Below are 19,243 nucleotides of genomic sequence, written 5' to 3'. Positions count from 1 at the left end.
TATACTATCTAATTTGCCATCAAGCACCCAATAAAATGGAAATGAAAAATGTATAGAGTAGATTTTAGGTTGTTATAACTACTATAACTACTTTTCAAATTTTATCTTAGATATATATTGATGAATTATAAGCAATTTATTTTGATTTTTTATCACTTTCATAATTTTTTATAATCCAATTTGTTGCTTGCAAAAGATTCTCTCCAATATAATCTGGCTCTACATCTTTCCATAAATATTTATATTCACCCAATGAGTTCTCTCCCCATCCAGTTTTGACCATAACCTTTATACAGTTAAATTCATCTGCTAGTACCATATCAACATCTCCTACATCACCAATAACTATGCATTTTTCTAAATCAAGATTATACTTCTTAGCAGCTCTTAATAACATTCCTCCCTTAGGCTTTCTACAATTACAATTTTCATTTTCCTCATGTGGACAAATAAAAGCATCATCAAATCCATATTCTTTAAATTGATGTGTAAATTCTTCTATTGTAGCTTCACTTCTTGATATTCTATGCTGATTAGTTAAAGCAAAAATTTTAAAGCCTCTTTCCTTAAGTAATTTCAAAGCCTCTGCTGAAAATGGATATAAATGAAAATCCTTAGGATGTATGAATTTTCCTGTACCACCTATTGTTCCATCCCTATCAATAAATATGGCTTGTATCTTTTTAAGACTCATTCAATTTGCTCCTTTATAGAAAATACGATATTTTTACTACAAGGTTAGTGATTACTATAAATAGTTGCTAATAGAGATATATTTTATCTCATTTTTGATATAATTCTTTTTCTAATATAGTTTTTATATAGCTAACATCCTAAAATTAAAGTATTGTTTTATGATATTATGATATTTAAACTATTTATTATAAGATCAGGTCTATCTAAATAAACCTCATGACCACTACCTTGAGCAATTATAAATTTGCTTTTTTCTGAAACTTCCGATAATTCTCTTTGTAGTCTACGCCACTGATTTTCATACAAAACAGCCTCTTTCTCCGGAATATCGTAATCTATCCATTCTTTTATAGCTAAATCAATATCTCTTGCTACTACTATAAGCGGAATTTGTGGAAATTCTCTCATGTCCTTAATATCCTTGCTATCTGTATCCCAGTTTTCAAATTCCTGTGCTATAGTCTTATGTAACATATGACTCGTAAAAAATTCTTCTACTGCCACCATATCTTCTTCACTTATACGATTATTATAGGCTGAAATTATATTTTGATTTTGTTTTTTCAACTCTTCCTTAGATTTTTTTGAAGAATTAATATTGCTCTCTACCATTTTATTTATTGCAATAAATTCTTTCATAACTGGTATATCAAGCATATAAAGCGATTTAAAATTAAATGAGGTAGAGTCAAGCAAAACTATACTCTTCAATTTATGAGGATACATTTTTGCATACTGCTGTACACATAATCCCCCGAAAGAATGACCCATTAAAATAAATTTTTCTTTTATTCCTATAGCTTCTAAAAGACAATTTAGTTCATTTGCTATATTCTTAGTAGTTCTTGGTGTACTAGGGTTTTGACTTTTGCCATAACCTGCTCTATGATATAACACAATAGTAAAGTGCTCCTTTAACTTTTCCACAATGGGATACCAGTCATAAAATGACCCTCCTATACCTGTTTCTATAACAAGTACACCTCTACCTTCTCCAATAATTTTATACTCTAAATCTAATTTTCTCATAATTCTCTTCCTTTACTGATAAACTTCAAAAACATGTACTAAATTTACATCAATTATATTTAATTCAAAATAATATAATTCTTATTTGATTAAATATAATTGATGACTTTATCATATTAGTTAGTATTTTTATAATATTTCCTGTTTGCATCATAAACTCTATTTTGATTAAAATACTCCTACATGGATAACTTAAATTGAACTATCTTCAGGAATACGGAATATATTATGAACTGTACCTATTATTTTACATTAATTAAATTATACTCTACATATATTCATATATTCAAACAATTTCTAAATAAAAATTTCTAAATTTCTCACTAAATATTTTATTTTTCTTATAAAAAAAATTGCCTCATATTATTTATGAGACAATTTTATATTACTCTTAATTCTTATTGAAAAACATATATATTTTTCAATAATCATTCTTAATTTTCCCCATTACACCTTATTATAAGCTTTCTTATATATCTCTATTGTGGCTATTATTAGCAAAGCTCCTAATGCAATAATCGAAAAAATAAGGTTGAAGTTTAAAAACTCTGGAGCAAAGAACTCCATAAGTCCGAATCTGCTAATGAGTATTACCATTAATACAATAAATGAAGCATTTTGATTTTTCACCTTTCTAAAACTAAAATTAATTTTTTCACTTACAGGTATAAGAACCGATTGCATCTCCTTATTTTTAGAAAACGGAATAATAGCTATAGAAATGGCACTAGCAAGTATAAATTGATCTACTGTAATGCTTGTAGGAAATGATGAATTTTTTATAAAGGTTCCTAATACCATGACTATTAGTATTAATACAGTTTCTATTAAATACTTTTGTATATAATTAAGAATCTTATAAACTACATTTTTACTGTTATTAAATTCCTCAATAATTGAATTACAAAAGACTTCATAATCATCTCCTATAAATAAATCAATAGACTTATCTTCCTTTTGTGCTTGCAACATCATATCCATAATTTGCTGCAAAACTTCTTCCTTTTCATCTGATGTTAAATTACTTTCTTTCATATGAGAAGTTATATTCTTGTATAAGGCTAAATTCTTTTTATCTAATTTTCTTTGCTCTTTAACTCTAATTTTTTTTAATTTCAATGCCGTAAACATACCTTATCCCTCCAATACACTATCAACATTCTTTTTTATTTTTCCCCATGATACTGTAAACGCCTTTAATTCCTCTCCCCCTTCATCCGTAAGATAATAATACTTTCTCATTGGTCCTAAGGGAGATTTTTTCATAACAGAATATAATAACTTTTTCTTTTCTAATCTTATAAGTATTGGATATACACTACTCTCAGAAATAGCTTCGAAACCATACTCTATTAATTTTTCACATATTTCATATCCATAAGTTTCATTTTCACTTACTATTTTAAGGATACATCCTTCTAATAACCCTTTTAATATCTGAGTATCACTAGCCAATAAATCACCTACTTTGTATTACGTAATAGTTGTTAATTCCATAATATATCCGCTACTATGTAATGTCAAGTAGTTCTTCAACTTATATTTTCCATTTTTATAAATAATATAACTTTTGCTCTTAATCATATACTTTATTAAATACGCTTTTCTTATAATTTAAAAATAGTTAACCGAAATTAAAATATTCTATTTTACTTTTAATATAAGGAAAATTATATTATAAAAAAATAAGCTATGGTACTTATAAGCTTACTAACTCTATATAATTCTGTACTTATAAAGTTAGAATTATATAACGTAGCATCTACACTTAATACCATAGCCTTTTATATAAATTTTATATCTTACATACTAAAAAACATTTATTAAATCCGTCTCGAACTCTGTAATCTTAATTTTGATAATTTACATCTTGCTCTGATAAATATGAAAAAGTCTTTATTTCTTCCCCTTCTAACTCTTCCTTAGTCATATCTACAGCATTTATTCTATTATTATCATAGGTTCTGTAATAATAAATTCCTTTTTCTTGGTCCATACAAGAAGAATAAATCGTAGAGTCCTCTATACCTTCTTCTGTAATTACTCCGCCTCTTACCATCTTAACGTAATCAAGCATATTAAAGAATTGAGAGATAGATTTTTTATCGCCTTCTACACTTGGCATATTAGCTCTAATATATGCAATTCTTATAAATCTTGAAACAGAGGCAAAGTCTCCAGGTATTCCTAAGGTTCCAGCACCAACTCCTAAAGCCTTTAAATTTTTTTCACTCCATTTAGTTTCTCTTGGCTGAGTAGGAGTAATATTCATATATTCATTTAAGTTAGTTAAATGCCAATCGAAAGTTGGATTATTAGCCATAACTCCCACCGGATTATCATAGACAGAAAAGTTGTTTTTAGTTTTTTCAACTACTATTGACTTTCCACTTTTATCAGAAATCATCCAATGAAGTTTTGAAACTGGTGTATTTTTATTTATAGGTATATTTACCAACTCTAAATTTTTAATTTCTTTTTTTACTTCTTCAACTGTTTCATGATTAGATAATACCCATTGTATAAAATCATAAGGTGCGATATTTAACTTACCTAAAATAGGCTCTTCTTCAAAATAAGCATACCCATCAAAGTTTAATCCTGCACATGCCAACCCATTTTCATTCATAGCATCAGCCATTGCTGGATGATTATCAATAACTGTTCCCATACCAATAATAGCACGTTTATTAGTTACCATATTTCCTGTAACCTTATCTTCATATTTATAATTTCTAGGAATAATCATAACTGATTGATTAAAATTATAAGCCAAATCCATATTTCGTCCAAAGAAACATTTACCTTCCTTAGATTGTATACTTAATGCTGTGCACATATACCATCTCTCCTTTGTGTTCTAATTTTCTTTAATCTTATATTATTTAAAATTAAATTCTACATAATTATTAAATTCTCTTTATTATCTTCGTATGGAATAACTTCCTTTTCATAATATGTATAGTTCAGTGATACTCTATGTATATTATCTATCAAAACTAACCTATATTCTTCATTATAACAATATAAATATAAGCCCTCTCTTTTTAAAACATAGCAAATTGGAAAAACTTCTATATTCTCTTCCTTAAATTCTAACTTTATAAAGCTTTTATTATCTAGAGCCTCATCAATAACTTTACATATATCATTTTCAGGAATTCTTTTTTTTTCATCAAAATCTATTATAAACCTTTTTTCTAATTTAGATAATATTTCATTACACCCATCATTATTAATAAGTTTAAATTTATCAATAAGATCTGATTTTTTCAATGATCCTACTATATTTTCAGCTATATAAAGTGATAATATTAGGTTCTTGTAATCACTCTCTGTTAAAACATATTTAGCTATGACATAATTTTTATCAATCTCTATTCCTCCATTTACTCCTCTATATGAAATTATAGGAATACCTAAAACTGATAACTTATCTAAATCTCTTCCTATAGTTTTTTCTGATACCTTGAATATCCTTGCTAATTCCCCTATAGTAGTTTTAGAATTACATTTTAATAAATAAAATAGTATTTCTAGTATTCTCATAGCTTTATCCTTTCTTAATCACATCTTTGTAAATCATTTAGACTTTTATCTTCTATATTCCTAAACAAATAAAGTATTTATCTTTATAATAACCCATAAATAGGACATATATAGTCATATTTAATTTTTTATTTTAAAATATAAGCTTAACTTAATTACAAAGCTCTAATATTCTTAGCATAAATTTTTATAGAATATTAGAGTTATGTTTTTTTATTACTAATTTAGTATTAAATTTAATCTTAATTATATATTCCCCTTTTAAAATATCTTTTATTACTTGCTATAAAATAAGTATTTTTTCCTAATTTTGTTGAATCCTAAAGATTCCCATCTTAAAACTTTCTTGCTACTCCTCTGTAGATATACCCCTCTAATATCCTTGGATAAATAGGGGCCTTTTCATATACTGATTCCTCAATAACAAACCCACTCTTTTCTATTTCATTTACATAGCTTCGATTTATATTACACCCATAGGCAAAAATGTTATAAAGTGGATTAAAAGTATTTTGTATATAAGAAACATATTTATTTTTAGATTTACCATGTTCTAAAAACAAAAATTGTCCACCTGGTTTAAGTACACGATAGATCTCATTTAAACTAATTTCTAAATCATCAATGCTACAAAGTGCAAATGTAGAAACCACCGTATCAAAAGTATTTTCAGGAAAACTCATTTTACATGCACTTTCATTTATTAAATCAACCTTAATAAGCGAACTTGGTACATTTCTAATATAGCTATCAACAGCAGTTATTCTTTTAACCTCACTTGGATAAAGTGGAAGATTAGTACCTGTCCCTATACCTATCTCTAAAATTTTCCCGTGAGCCTTAGATAATACGCCTTTACGAATTCCTAATATTGCTTTACTTCCTATATTCTTTTTCATTATCCAAGGAAAACATTTATTCTTATACCAATTAAACAGTTTTTTCACCTCTCAAAATAAATTTTAGATTTTGCTTTTATCTTCAAACTTTAACACTTTAATATTTACTTATAACTTCATCTATTTTATAAGTTCTTTTTTCCTATTAATGCAATAAGCCCCGTTGCAAGTTTTTCTCCCCAACTTAAGAAATCATGTCCTGATTGGAATCCTTCATAAAAGACATCATATCCCTTAGCTATTAAGACATCTCTAAGTTTATCTATATAATCCTTCATTATAGGTTCATCATCATATGGTCTATCCTCTAAAATACCTACATTTAAATAAAACTTTGATTGAACTTTTTCACTACTTTCATACTCATCTATTAACCAATGATTATCCCAGAAAAATGAACCTGATTGAGCAAGTACATTTCCAAATACATTAGGAAATTTAAGTGCTATATATGTAGATGCCAATGCTCCAAGACTTACTCCACTTATAACTGTTTTTGATAATTCATTAGTTACCTTATAGTTAGAATGAACCCATGGTAATATTTCCTTTGTAATAAACTCACCATAACTCTTATTAAAAGCTAACTCTTCAACTCTATTATCATTACTATCTACAAATACACATACACTTTCATGAATTAAATCCTCATATATTAAATTATCTAATATAGTTACTGAATTTAGTATATTGATATGCAAAAATCCGTCTGTAAATATAATAAGATTATTTTCATCAAGGTTTTCTTCATATTTATATGGCTTATAAACCCAAACTCTTCTAGAATTATTTAAAATTTCACTTTTAAATCTATGTAATTCTAAAGTTCCATGATTACTGTGTTTCATAGTTTTATTCCATATATCTTCTTTTACATTGCATAATTTAACTAATGATTTCCTTTGCTCCCTATCTTCTTCATCCTCTGGGTCCTTAGGAAACACTATTATATTTCGATTTAATTTATCTAAACTAAAATTACTAGATCTTTTCTTGTAATCATCATCTAAAGCATCATTTACAGAATAATTATAAGAAAATTTTATATCATTTCTAACTTTATATGTTCTATACCATAAATTTGAATCTAATAATTGTTCCATAAGATTTTCTTTATATCTATAACTTGGAAAAGCACCATAAACAACTACATTTTCAATCTTCTCTTCTGCTTTATAAATAAATGTCACCATAACCTGTGTGTTATCATCCTCTACTGCCTCAATTATTGGTGAACCACTTTCCTTTATTTCATCCCAGAAAACATCTAGTGCCTTATAATTTTCCTCGATTAATTCATTATATAAGTTTCTTATCTTATAACTCTCTATATCTTTTATATTCCCCATCTTTCATGTTCCCCTTTTCTTTATTTTCTTTCTGTAATCATTACCAATGACTTAGGAAGATTATAGATCTCTTTTTTTATAAAGTTAGGATAAAGATATGTTTCACTTAATTCTTCAAAAGGTATCCATTGAAAGCTATGATGCTCTTCACCCTCATCTATTAAAAATTTATTTCCTCTACTTATCAAATCACTATTACTTACATCCATTAAAAAGTAAAGACATAATTCATGATACTTTTCCTGTGTTATATCTTGTACAAAAAAATTCTGATTAAGCCATAATGGACGAATAATATTCGAATCAATTTCTAATTCTTCCTTAATCTCTCTTACAACAGCTTCCTCTGCAGTTTCATGAAGTTGTACACGACCACCTGGTAAATAATGATGTGGTGAGCCATAATCTTTCATTGCAAGAAGTTTTTCTTCATGTATAATAATTCCACATACTCTATAGTTAAATTTACCATCTTCCATTTCAAATGTTACATCCATACTCTCTCCCCCTAAGCTCTCCTTCTGTAAAGTTAAGCTTTAACCTCTTTAATGTAACTTCTAATTATCATAATATAATGCATTAATTACATAGTATAACAATTTATACTTATAGTGAAGTTTTTCTTTTAAATTAATTATGCTCAGTCCAGTACCATAAGTTTATCCTTTGGTACCTGACTGAGCATAATATTTTTCAATAAATTTCAAATGACTTTTGGGAATATTATTTGGTAAATCATCATAACTAAAAAACTTAAGTTCTTTAGTCTCTATTCCATCTACTAATAATTCCCCACTATATTTTTTAGTAACATAGCCCACTGTTATAAAATATGCTTCATCTCCATGAGGAAACTTAATAAAACAATCCTTTCCAGAAGTTGTACCTAATAATATAAGCTCCTTAATATCTAGTCCTGTTTCTTCCTTAGCTTCTCTCACTGCAGTATCTTCAAGTGATTCTCCTAACTCTGTAATCCCTCCGATTAATCCCCATTTCAAAGGAAAAGTTCCTCTTTTTTGAAGTAAAATCTCATTACATTCATTCATAATCAATACGTTAACCCCTGTAAGATTAATTGCGGAATGCCCAACTTTATCACGTATGTACTTTACATAATCCATTTAACTACTCCTTAAATCTTAATTGAAATTTAAACTTATATACTAAAGTATATATAAGTATCTATTTGATTAATAAGCACTTTTATTTATATCAATAGGTAAAAATAGTGAGAACTTAGTTTTTCCCTGAGAGGAATTCACCTTTACATATCCTCCATGCATACTTATTATTTCCTGTGTTAAATAAAGTCCTATACCTATTCCTTCAACATCTCCAACATTTTTCCCTCTTGAAAATCTTTTGAATATTAAAGCTATCTCCTCTTCTAAAATTCCTATCCCATTGTCTATAATATCAATTCTAGAAAACATTTCGTAGCTTTGCAGCTTAACTTGTATTTCACCATTTGATGGTGTGTACTTTATTGCATTATCCAGGATATTTAGAACTGCTTCAAATATCCAATTCTTATCAAAATTAATTTCTACCTTATGCTTTTCTTCAAACCTTATATTTATGTGCTTTTCCTTTGCTCTTTTTTGTACTTGAGCTATAGCTCTAAGCACAGTATCATTCAAATTATTTCTTTGACTTCTTAATTGAATTACTCCGCTTTCTAGTCTAGACATCTTTATCATACTTTCAACTAAAAATGTAAGTCTATTTAAGGATAAAATCATTATTTCATTAAATTCTTTTCTTTCCTCTTTACTCAAGCTTTCATCTTGTAAAAACTCTCCATACATTTTTAAATTAGTTAAAGGAGTTTTTAATTGATGTGCTATATCAGATATTAAAGCTTTAATTTCATCTCTCTCTTCTTTTATTTGTTTATTTTTCTTTTTTAAAATATTAGTTAACTTTATAGTTTGAAATTGAAGCTTTGAAAAAATAGTATCCTCTGTGGTTGAAAATATAGGATCATCACTAATATTTATTATTGTATCTAACAAGTCAGAAAGTTGAACAAGTATATTTTCTATATAGGTTTTATGAAAAACTTTATAAAAAAACATTACCATAATTATAACTAAAGAGAATCCTGCTACAACATAGGTTAATAACACGCTTCTACCTATTAAATGTACAACTCCAATTAAAATAATTAAAGTAATTATCATAATCCATTCTAAAATCCTATCCATATTATCTTTATAAATAATTTTCTTCATCTCTACTCCCCAAATATAAATATATACTTTAATATATTAAAACTAAACTCCAATACATCTTCCTCTCTAAAACTTCTATAAAAAACTTATTATAATTTCTTTGCCTTAACTTTTATTTTTCATGAACTTTTATAGCTTATCTACTATTCTCCAAAGCTGTACCCTATGCCGAATACCGTTATTATATACTGTGGATTTTTAGTATCTTCTTCTATTTTCTTTCTAAGTCTTCTTATATTAACACTTAAAGTATTTTCATCAACAAAGTTACCACTGTTATCCCAAAGCTTTTCAATAAGTATTTCTTTAGTAAGTACCTTTCCCTTATTCTTTACTAAAAGCTCTAAAAGTTTATATTCCGTAGCCGTTAAAGATACTTCCTTTTCCTTAAGCTCTACAGTCATTTTATCAAAATCTATCTTTAATCCATTATACTCAAAAGAATTTAAGCTTACTGTATTATTTCTTTTAAGCATGGCATTAATCTTATGTTTTAAAATCTCCACTGAAAAAGGTTTTGCTATGTAATCATCACAGCCACTTTCAAAGCCCTTAACCATATCCTCTTCTGTGTCATTAGCTGTAAAAAACACTATTGGGAACTTAACATATTCTCTAAGTTCTTTACACAAATCTACCCCCGAGCCATCAGGTAAATTAATATCCAAAAGTAAAAAATCAACCTCTTCATTTAAAATTATTTGCTTTCCCTCTGTTTTGCAATAAGCAGAAATAACCTCATGTCCATCCTTTCTTAAAGCAAAACTTACTCCTTTATTTAAAACCCTATCGTCTTCAATTATAAGTATAGTTGCCATCTTTATCTCCCTCAAAATCTTACCTTATATGTATTCTTAATTTTAAAATTTATAAATAAATCCTATTATATCAAAATGCGATAGATATAGCCATCTACCGCACTTTCACTAATTTTCTATTTTTCTAATTCTTTCTGTTACACTTTTCTTTGATGCTATTTTAAATACAACTCTTGGAACAATTAAACACACTAAAAAAATAATAGTTATAAGAATTATTAAAGGAGTTATAGGGAATATAAATTGTGCATAATCAACTATTTTCTTCGTCATTTCTGCAACTAAATATACAATAGCCACTCCTAATGTGCAAATAAGCATACTCGTTATACCCGCATAATACATTCCTTCAAAGCTTAATAATCTTTTAATTTGCTTTTTAGTCATTCCTATACTTTCCATTACAGCAAATTCTTTAAGTCTAATATTTACTCCTGTTATCATAACATTTATAAAGTTAAGTATCCCTATAAGAATTAATATTATAGAAACTCCACCACCTAATATATTCATTACCTTTTGAGATTTATTAAACTCTTCTGTATCTCCTGTTTTTGATTCTAACCAAAGACCTCTATTATCAGCTATATTCTTTAATTCAGAGTTTACCTTAGGCTCATATTTTTCTTCACAATCCACATATACATTCAAATTCTTAGCTTCACTATCAAGTCTTTCTAAGGCAGAATTACTCATATATATTGTTGAAATTCCTAAAGGCGATCCTAAACCATGAGGTAATCTACCACTGGTATCATTAACTAGCTTAGTTTTAAAGCTCTTATTGCCTTTGCCATCTGAATTTTCTATAGTTAATTCTTCATTTATATCTTCATAATTCTCTCCATAGTACCAGGCATTAAGTAATATTAACTCCCCATTTTTAAAAGCTTCAACATCAATTTTTTCTTTAAGTTCTCCATTGACTCTTTCTATCAAATCATCATCTACACCCACAACAGATGTAAATAACTCCTTTGGGTTTTTCTTTATATACTCTAAAAATTTATATGCTCCATCTGTAGAACCCTCAAGATTCTTATATTGATTTAATAAAGAAGGTAAAAATACCTTTTCATTCATTTCAATCTGTAATTTACTTGACTTTACTAAATTAATTCTTGTAACTCCTTCTATACTCCTTACAGAATTCACTAAATCCTCATCTAAGTTATCTTGTAAATCACGATTTTCATCTAATATATTTTGTAAGGTAAAATCATTTTTAACATACCTTTCTATATAATTTTCTACATTCATACTACTTAAAAATGTATTTACACTTAAGAAAGTTATTACCCCCATGAACAATGATAAAAATACTAAAACAGCTCTTTTCTTTTCTCTAAAAACATTGTACCAAGCCATTTTATAAAGCTTACCACCCTTGGTTGAATTTCTATTTTTCTTTTCCTTTTTAGCCTTAGCCCCAGTATAACGTAATGCTTCTGTTGGGGATATATTTCCAGCTATTTTAGCTGGTTTATTACAACTCAATAAAATAGTTAAAATTGAAAATATAGTTGCACCTATAAATATTAATGGATTAAAAGATATTTCCCTTGGCATAGCTGTTGCACTGGTTCCTGAAAAGAAAGTACTCATTGCTAAAGGAACTATTATAAAGGAAACTGTAGCTGCTAAAATTAATCCTACAGGAATTCCAACAATAGATAATTTTAAAGCCTGATTCCTAACTATCTTTTTAATTTGTCTTGGAGAAGTTCCTATAGTTTTTAGAAGCCCATAAAAATTAATATCATTTACAACTGCAATATATAACACATTATAAATAAGTAAATATCCACTTAAAACTATAAATAAGGCTATCATTACTACTAAGGCTGCCGTTGCTAAGGCTGTCTTTACTAAAGTTTCATTTCTATCATAACTATAAGAAAACTTTTGATTTCCCTCAAGTTTGACTTCCTTCTCAAGAATATCCTGAGCTGTGTACCTAGCACTTGGCTTTAAAGTCATAAATAACTTTCCATTTTTCTCTACAGATAGCTTATTAGCTTCTATAAATTTATGTGAAATCAATATATTTCCTATATCTTGTACTATTCCATAATCCGTATAAATTCCACTTAACTTAAATTCTTTTTCCTGCACTGCACCATTTATTATGTATGACAGCTTTATTTCATCCCCTATCTCTGCATTTGATTTTCCTAAGAACTCTAAAGCTCTTCTAGATATCATTATTTCATCTATCTGCTCTGGATAAGTTCCTATAATATCACTAATAGCAGGACTTATTTGCTTCTCAAAATCCTCCTTGTCTGCATATCTAATTAAAATAGCACATCTATTTTTTCTCAGTGTTTCAAGCTCTACTTGTCCCACTGTAATTTCAGAACCTAAGTTACTTATAATATCTAAGGATCTTATCTTTTCAATTTGCTTTTCACTTGGACCCTCTAAAGAAACACTTGCTGTTGTTCCTTGAACTCTTAAGTTCATTGTCTTATAATTCTTTACAAAACTAATTCCAATAGTAAATACTGAAGATATCATAAAGGTAGTTAAAACTATTGCTAAAACTGCAAAGGTATTTCTTATTTTATTTGTTTTTAAAGAACGATTTGTGAGCCTTTTTACAACTTCCTTATTATTATTTTCAAGCTTCATTATTTCTCACCCCTAATAAATACCTTTCCATCTTCAATTCTTATAATTTTATCTGCCATTTGTGCAATCTCTTCATTATGTGTAATCATAATCATAGTTTGATTAAACTTTTTACTTGTAGTTTTTAAAAGCCCTATAACATCCATACTAGTTTTACTATCAAGATTACCCGTTGGCTCATCAGCTAAAATTATACTTGGCTTTGTAGCTAAGGCTCTTGCAATTGCTACTCTTTGCTGCTGTCCTCCTGAAAGATTATTAGGCATATTAGTTACTTTACTACTTAATCCTAAGGTATCAATTACGGAATCAACATAATTCTCATCAATTTTAGTTCCATCTAATTCTATAGGAAGTACTATGTTTTCATAGACATTTAAAATGGGAACTAAGTTAAATGACTGAAATATAAAGCCTATATTTCTTCTTCTAAACACAGTAATTTCTTCATCCTTCATATTACTAATTTTTTTACCTGAAATTATGGTATCCCCACTAGTTGGCTTATCTAATCCCCCTATCATATTTAATAAAGTAGATTTTCCACTACCTGATGTACCAATAATGGCAACAAACTCCCCTTCATTTACCTCTATACTTACATTATCTAAAGCTCTAACCGTATTTTCACCTTCACCATATATCTTTACTAAGTTTTCTGTTTTTAAAATAATCATTCTCATCACTCCAAACTTTATTTACTCTCTATGAATATTATTTTAAATAAAACTTCTTACAAAGTTCTGACAGAATTGATTTTATACTGTCCTCTATTCTTTTATTTTTTCCATGTAAACATATTTCCAACTAACTTAAAGCCGACTCCTGAATATAATCTATTTGGTGATGAAAACTTTTCTGGACAAAGAGTAAAAACAGTTGAAACTTCTGCACCTAAATTCTCAGCTGCCTTTAATTCATGTAGTATCATAGCTTTACTTATTCCCTTCTTTCTATGCTCCATCAAACAAGCAACTGCCTCAAAACTTACCATCTTATTGCTTAGTTGTTTAAAATTCAAAAATATATTATAATTCACATATGCTATAAGCAACTATGGATACTTTAACGCTAAATATAATTATCTATGGTTATAACAAAATTACAGTTTCAAATTGATTTCAGGAGGTTTTTTTAATTTTATGATGAAAAACAATAATTACATATATATGTGCCCTACATGTGGGTTAAACTTAAAAAAGCATGAAAAACAGTTCATGTGTGATAATAACCATAATTTTGATTTATCTAAAAATGGATATATTAATCTTTTAATGGTGAACCAAAAGAAAACAAAGAATCCTGGTGATAATAAAGAAATGGTTAAAAGCCGTAGTAATTTCTTAGATAAAGGCTACTATAAACAGTTTTCCGATAAATTAAATACTATAATCTCAGAAAATTTATGTGATGAGGATTTAAATATATTAGATTCTGGCTGTGGTGACGGATATTTTGTTGCTAACTTAAAAGAAAAACTTCTTAAGGAAAACAGAAATAAAAACATTGAGTTTTATGGATTAGATATCTCTAAATTTGCCGCTGCATATGCATCAAAACGCGATAAAGAAATTAATTTTATAGTTGGTAGTAATTTCAATCTTCCAATTATGTCTAATAGTCTTAATTGCATTATACGAAACTTTGCCCCTGGAAGTAATGATGAATTTTATAGAACACTAAAAAAATCTGGTAAGCTTATAATAATAACTCCTGGAATAGATCATTTATATGGTTTAAAAGAAAAGCTATATAATATTCCTAGAAAACACGATGAAAAAGAATTTGCTTATGAAGGACTTAAGCTTATATTCAAAGATGAGATAAAATATTCAATTGATATAGACAACTCAGAAGATATAAATAACCTTATTTTAATGACACCATATTATTGGAGCATTAAAGAAGATATGCGCGAGGAAGTTGAAAAGATTCAACATTTAAAAACTGACTTAAACTTTACTGTAAGTATTTATGAGAAACTTTAAATTTAATAACTCATTTTTGTTTTAGTATATATCTTGTAATTTTAAAACTACATTATTTAATTTTAGTCTTCTTAAAGTTAGAAATGTTTATGTAGTTTGTTTAATGAATAAATAAAAGGCACTCAATCTTAATTATAAGCTGTAGTGCCTTTTTAAATCTCATTTGCTTTTATATTTAATATGCTAACTTTATAAATATCACTTTAAAAATTTAATTATCATTTCTCTTTCTGATTCTGTAAGGATATGCATATGACCTCTTCCTTTTGACTTTCCATAAAATTAATAGATTAATAAAAAATAGTGAAATTATTTTAGAATATCAAAAATAAATTCACATGGTTTTTGACCTTTGCTGTTAATTGGTGAAGAAACCACTTCTTTTGTTTTCAGCTGTACACAAAGCAATTTTTCTAAATGACGTCTGCAATGACCGGCACAACATAAACAATATGTAAGTGGCATTGTGCAACCTTCCTGTGAAAGTTCCCTTACTTTCTGTTTTTTATTAACAGAGGCTGAACATACACAAGCAAAACTCTCGTTATCTTTAATGCTTCACCCTGCTGTTAAGGTGTTGTCATTATTTAAACTAACATTCCAATCAGAATGAAAATCATCCAAAGAAGCTATTTTTTCAATCTTTTTCTGTAAAGTTTCACCTTCAATTTGTTTGAGCAAATGAAGTTCCTTATGAGAAGTCCCGCAAGCACTTGAATCTAAAATTTGATAGGTAATATCAGGATCGAGTAGTTTTTCCATTCTTTCCGTAATACCAACAAGGTCACCGTTACCAATGATTTCTTTTGCTATTTTTTCCTCTATATTAAATCTAGGTAGCTTGGTTTTTAACCCGGATAAGCGTGCCATTTATATTTTCCTCCTTTTTTTCTAAATTATATCATAACCAACTTGACATCGGGGTGTAATATTTCTGTGTATTATATAAATTTTCTTTGTTCCAAGTTCCCCATTGTTTTTCGATTGACTTGTACAAGTTTTGTTTAATCAACTTTACAACGACACCTGTATGCGCTGATAAGAAGATATAAGGCCGCGAATAGCTATTTAATCAATAAAATATATAGTTCTAATATATAGAAAACCTATAGGTAGATTTTTTCTTTCATCTACTCTATAGGTTAAATTATTAGTATACTTATTGCTATTATTAATTAATTGATTTCAATAGTCATGATATATCATATTTAAAATAATATATAATCCTAATTGCCACTAAAGAACTTATTATATATATAATTTTTTAATTCTAAAATCCTTTTTGAAGTAAATTTATCATTTTTATCAATATCTACATTTATTATTTCAGCAATAGTTCCTGGAAGTGGAGTCATAACGAAAATTCTATCTGCTAACAATATAGCTTCCTCTATATCATGAGTTACAAGAATCATTGTGATTTTTTCCCTTGCCCATATTTTCAAAAGCTCTTTTTGCATATTAGTACGTGTAAGAGCATCCAGTGCACCGAATGGCTCATCAAGTAACAATATTTCAGGTTTATTAACAAGAGCTCTAGCAATGCTTACTCTCTGTTGCATTCCACCCGATAACTGATGAGGTAAGGCATTTTTAAATTTATTAAGTCCTACAAGTTCCATATGTTCCTCAACCACTATTTTCTTCTGACACTTTTCCAGATCCTTTTTTAGTCCAAATTCTATATTCTCCTCTATAGTAAGCCATGGAAAAAGCCTAGGTTCCTGAAATGCCATTCCCCTTTTCACACTTGTCCCCTTTATTTTTTCATCATGAAAGAAAAGGTCACCCTCATATTCTGTATCAAGTCCAGCTATTAACCTTAAAAGTGTACTCTTCCCACATCCACTTGCTCCAAGTAATACAATGCTTTCACCTTGTTTTATAGTGAAGTTAATATCCTTAAGTACAAGCACACTTTTTGAATCTACTTGAAAACTTTTATGTATAGCATTACATTTTAGAATTTCTACTTTCCTTGTAAATATTTCCTTATTTTCTTTATCTATTAATTTTACATTATCAATATATTCATTATTCATTTGATCACCTATATTTTAATTTTCAATAATGGATATATTCCATTTTAATAAATGCCTTTCACAAAAAGCAAGTAACTTTTCAATTAAAATCCCAATTATTCCTATACATATCATACCAACAATCATAACATCTGGTTGCGAAATTTCTCTAGCATAAGTTATTAAAAATCCAATTCCTTTAGATGCTGCAATCATTTCAGCTCCAACAACTGAACGCCATGCCATATCAATACCTGAACGTAATCCTGTAAAAATAGATGGTAAAGCCGATGGCAATATTACCTTTAACAATAATGTTCTTTTATCCTTCTCAAGCATAGATGTAACTTCCATAAGTTTTTTATCAGTACCTTTTATTCCTGATACAACATTTAACAATACAGTCCAAAATGTCCCTATAGCTATAAGTGCAACCTTAGATGCTTCGTCAATTCCTAACCATAAAATCAATAAAGGTGTCCATGCAAGTACAGGTATTGGTCTCAAGAAACCTATTAAAAGACTTAAGTAATCTTCAACTTTTTTATAAAGACCACAAAGTATCCCTACTATAATTGCTAATATAGCTCCTATCAAGAACCCCTCAAGTACTCTTAAAATACTTATGCCTATATGCCCCATAAGTTCACCACTTGATATCATAGTAAAAAATGTTTTCACAATAGTAGATGGTGCTGGTAAAATTGATTTTCTTACAAGTTCCGTTTGACTAGCATACTCCCAAAATAGAATAATAATTATTATTGTGATTATTGACCTAATTTTCCTAATATTCTTATTACTCATCTTAACCTTATCAATGCCTATAGTCATTACTCAATACCAAGATCCTTAAGGAATTTTAATTCAACACATTCTTTAGCTGGAACTTCCTGGCGAAGCACTCCTATTTTTCTAAGGAATTCTGAAGTATCTTCCATTGAATCGATTGCTTCTTGTGTAATATTAACCACATATTTTTCTTTTTCTATAGCATTAAGTATTATATTTTCATCAATCTTCATTTCTTTTGCTATAATTTTAGCAGCTTCTGGTTTATTCTCATTAACCCACTTTTCTGTTTTTATATATACTTTAAGTAACTTTTTTATGGTTTCTGGATATTCATTCATAAATTCTGTAGTAGCAATAGTTATATTTATATTATCTTTTAGTCCTACGGTATCCTCAACCTGTTTTCCTATTTTCTCATTTTCAATAACTCCAATCCATGGTTGCCATATTATTGCCCCATCTACATTGTTTGTTTCAAGTGCAGTTTTCATATCAGATGGTGGAATATTTATAACTTCCATATCTCCTTCTTTTAAATCATACTTTTCAAGATAAAGATTATATATTCTTTGTCCAATTGTTCCAAGAGAAACTCCTATTTTTTTACCTTTAAGATCTTTAAAACCATTAGCCCCTGATTTATTAGTAACTACAAGACCGTAATTCTTATCTCCTATAGAATGAAGTCCAAAAGCTTTTAAATCAACACCATTAGCTCTACTAGAAAAAATAGGCTGATCTCCTATATGTCCAATATCTACTTTTTTTGCATTAAAAGCTTCCATTATTAATGGTCCCGTTTTAAATGCTTCAAATTGAATTTTTGTATTTGTATCTTTAAACTCTTCTTGAAACCACCCTTTGTCATTTGCAACTATAGGTAGAACTTGTAATATACCCGCACTTGGTACATATCCTATTGTTATAGTTTCAGGATACTTTTGTTTTTCATTGGCATTAGCTGGTGTAACCTCACTACTTTTATTAGATGTCCCGCATCCAGCTAAGCAAAGTGAAATGGTTATAAGTACAGAAAGTACTTTTAAAAATTTGTGTTTCATGATCTCTCTCCTTTAATTTTTAATAAAATAAATAATATAAGTTTAATTAACTTATATTTGCCCACACGTTCTTCATATTACCACTTACAATTAATTCCTGTCTAATACATTTTTCTTATAGATTTTACATTTCTTATCATGAAATCAAATACCATTTTTTATTTATT

Annotated in this window: 20 protein-coding genes; 1 reads left to right on the top strand and 19 read right to left on the bottom strand. The window is 28.0% G+C overall.

Annotation, left to right across the window (positions count from 1 at the left end; translation table 11 throughout):
* Positions 1-136: 136 nt before the first annotated feature.
* From BUA48_RS00775 to BUA48_RS00705, 15 genes are all read right to left on the bottom strand, one after another.
* Positions 137-694 carry an HAD-IIIA family hydrolase gene (locus BUA48_RS00775; protein ID WP_072829072.1) on the bottom strand — a complete coding sequence of 186 codons (558 nt, stop codon included), beginning with the start codon at positions 692-694 and terminating at the stop codon, positions 137-139.
* Between the two features lie 158 nt (positions 695-852).
* Positions 853-1,725: an alpha/beta hydrolase gene (locus tag BUA48_RS00770; protein ID WP_072829070.1), complete on the bottom strand. Its 873-nt coding sequence runs from the start codon at positions 1,723-1,725 to the stop codon at positions 853-855.
* A gap of 447 nt (positions 1,726-2,172) precedes the next feature.
* On the bottom strand, positions 2,173-2,856 hold the full coding sequence (locus tag BUA48_RS00765) for a DUF1129 domain-containing protein (protein ID WP_072829068.1): 684 nt from the start codon (positions 2,854-2,856) through the stop codon (positions 2,173-2,175).
* 3 nt (positions 2,857-2,859) lie between these two features.
* Positions 2,860-3,180 (bottom strand): PadR family transcriptional regulator, encoded by a 321-nt coding sequence (locus tag BUA48_RS00760; protein ID WP_072829066.1) that lies wholly within the window; start codon positions 3,178-3,180, stop codon positions 2,860-2,862.
* Positions 3,181-3,574: 394 nt separating this feature from the next.
* Positions 3,575-4,564 carry a choloylglycine hydrolase gene (gene bsh, locus BUA48_RS00755; protein WP_072829065.1) on the bottom strand — a complete coding sequence of 330 codons (990 nt, stop codon included), beginning with the start codon at positions 4,562-4,564 and terminating at the stop codon, positions 3,575-3,577.
* 59 nt (positions 4,565-4,623) lie between these two features.
* On the bottom strand, positions 4,624-5,274 hold the full coding sequence (locus BUA48_RS00750; RefSeq protein WP_072829063.1) for a helix-turn-helix transcriptional regulator: 651 nt from the start codon (positions 5,272-5,274) through the stop codon (positions 4,624-4,626).
* A gap of 335 nt (positions 5,275-5,609) precedes the next feature.
* Positions 5,610-6,173, bottom strand: a complete 564-nt coding sequence (locus BUA48_RS00745; protein ID WP_072829061.1) for a class I SAM-dependent methyltransferase — start codon at positions 6,171-6,173, stop codon at positions 5,610-5,612.
* A 125-nt stretch (positions 6,174-6,298) separates the two neighbouring features.
* A complete protein-coding gene (locus BUA48_RS00740; RefSeq protein ID WP_072829058.1) occupies positions 6,299-7,522 on the bottom strand; it encodes an alpha/beta hydrolase in 1,224 nt (407 codons plus the stop codon).
* A gap of 20 nt (positions 7,523-7,542) precedes the next feature.
* Complete coding sequence (locus BUA48_RS00735; RefSeq protein WP_072829056.1) at positions 7,543-8,019, bottom strand: NUDIX hydrolase; 477 nt, start codon at positions 8,017-8,019, stop codon at positions 7,543-7,545.
* Positions 8,020-8,181: 162 nt separating this feature from the next.
* Positions 8,182-8,646 carry an NUDIX hydrolase gene (locus BUA48_RS00730; protein WP_072829054.1) on the bottom strand — a complete coding sequence of 155 codons (465 nt, stop codon included), beginning with the start codon at positions 8,644-8,646 and terminating at the stop codon, positions 8,182-8,184.
* A 69-nt stretch (positions 8,647-8,715) separates the two neighbouring features.
* Positions 8,716-9,759, bottom strand: coding sequence for a sensor histidine kinase (locus BUA48_RS00725; protein ID WP_072829051.1), 1,044 nt, complete (start codon positions 9,757-9,759; stop codon positions 8,716-8,718).
* A gap of 143 nt (positions 9,760-9,902) precedes the next feature.
* The gene (locus BUA48_RS00720) at positions 9,903-10,577 is read right to left on the bottom strand and encodes a response regulator transcription factor (protein ID WP_072829048.1); all 675 of its coding nucleotides are present in this window, start codon (positions 10,575-10,577) and stop codon (positions 9,903-9,905) included.
* A gap of 108 nt (positions 10,578-10,685) precedes the next feature.
* Positions 10,686-13,211, bottom strand: coding sequence for an ABC transporter permease (locus BUA48_RS00715; RefSeq protein ID WP_072829045.1), 2,526 nt, complete (start codon positions 13,209-13,211; stop codon positions 10,686-10,688).
* Positions 13,211-13,888, bottom strand: coding sequence for an ABC transporter ATP-binding protein (locus tag BUA48_RS00710; RefSeq protein ID WP_072829042.1), 678 nt, complete (start codon positions 13,886-13,888; stop codon positions 13,211-13,213). The genes BUA48_RS00715 and BUA48_RS00710 overlap by 1 nt, the downstream gene beginning before the upstream one ends.
* 101 nt (positions 13,889-13,989) lie before the next feature.
* On the bottom strand, positions 13,990-14,232 hold the full coding sequence (locus BUA48_RS00705) for a GNAT family N-acetyltransferase (RefSeq protein ID WP_143147647.1): 243 nt from the start codon (positions 14,230-14,232) through the stop codon (positions 13,990-13,992).
* Positions 14,233-14,353: 121 nt separating this feature from the next.
* Here BUA48_RS00705 and BUA48_RS00700 point away from each other — a divergent pair, with 121 nt between their 5' ends.
* Positions 14,354-15,199, top strand: a complete 846-nt coding sequence (locus tag BUA48_RS00700; protein ID WP_084665989.1) for a putative RNA methyltransferase — start codon at positions 14,354-14,356, stop codon at positions 15,197-15,199.
* A 558-nt stretch (positions 15,200-15,757) separates the two neighbouring features.
* On the opposite strand, the gene BUA48_RS00695 is transcribed toward BUA48_RS00700, so the two are convergent.
* The 4 genes from BUA48_RS00695 to BUA48_RS00680 form a co-directional block, all read right to left on the bottom strand.
* Complete coding sequence (locus tag BUA48_RS00695; RefSeq protein ID WP_072829036.1) at positions 15,758-16,069, bottom strand: hypothetical protein; 312 nt, start codon at positions 16,067-16,069, stop codon at positions 15,758-15,760.
* Between the two features lie 356 nt (positions 16,070-16,425).
* Positions 16,426-17,241, bottom strand: a complete 816-nt coding sequence (locus BUA48_RS00690; RefSeq protein WP_072829032.1) for an ABC transporter ATP-binding protein — start codon at positions 17,239-17,241, stop codon at positions 16,426-16,428.
* A gap of 15 nt (positions 17,242-17,256) precedes the next feature.
* Positions 17,257-18,027 (bottom strand): ABC transporter permease, encoded by a 771-nt coding sequence (locus tag BUA48_RS00685; protein WP_242944283.1) that lies wholly within the window; start codon positions 18,025-18,027, stop codon positions 17,257-17,259.
* Between the two features lie 26 nt (positions 18,028-18,053).
* Positions 18,054-19,076, bottom strand: coding sequence for an ABC transporter substrate-binding protein (locus tag BUA48_RS00680; protein ID WP_072829029.1), 1,023 nt, complete (start codon positions 19,074-19,076; stop codon positions 18,054-18,056).
* Positions 19,077-19,243 lie beyond the last annotated feature (167 nt).

It is taken from the genome of Clostridium collagenovorans DSM 3089 (assembly GCF_900130005.1).
Taxonomy (GTDB): Bacteria; Bacillota; Clostridia; order Clostridiales; family Clostridiaceae; genus Clostridium_D; species Clostridium_D collagenovorans.
This window is presented reverse-complemented; position numbering and strand designations above follow the sequence as displayed.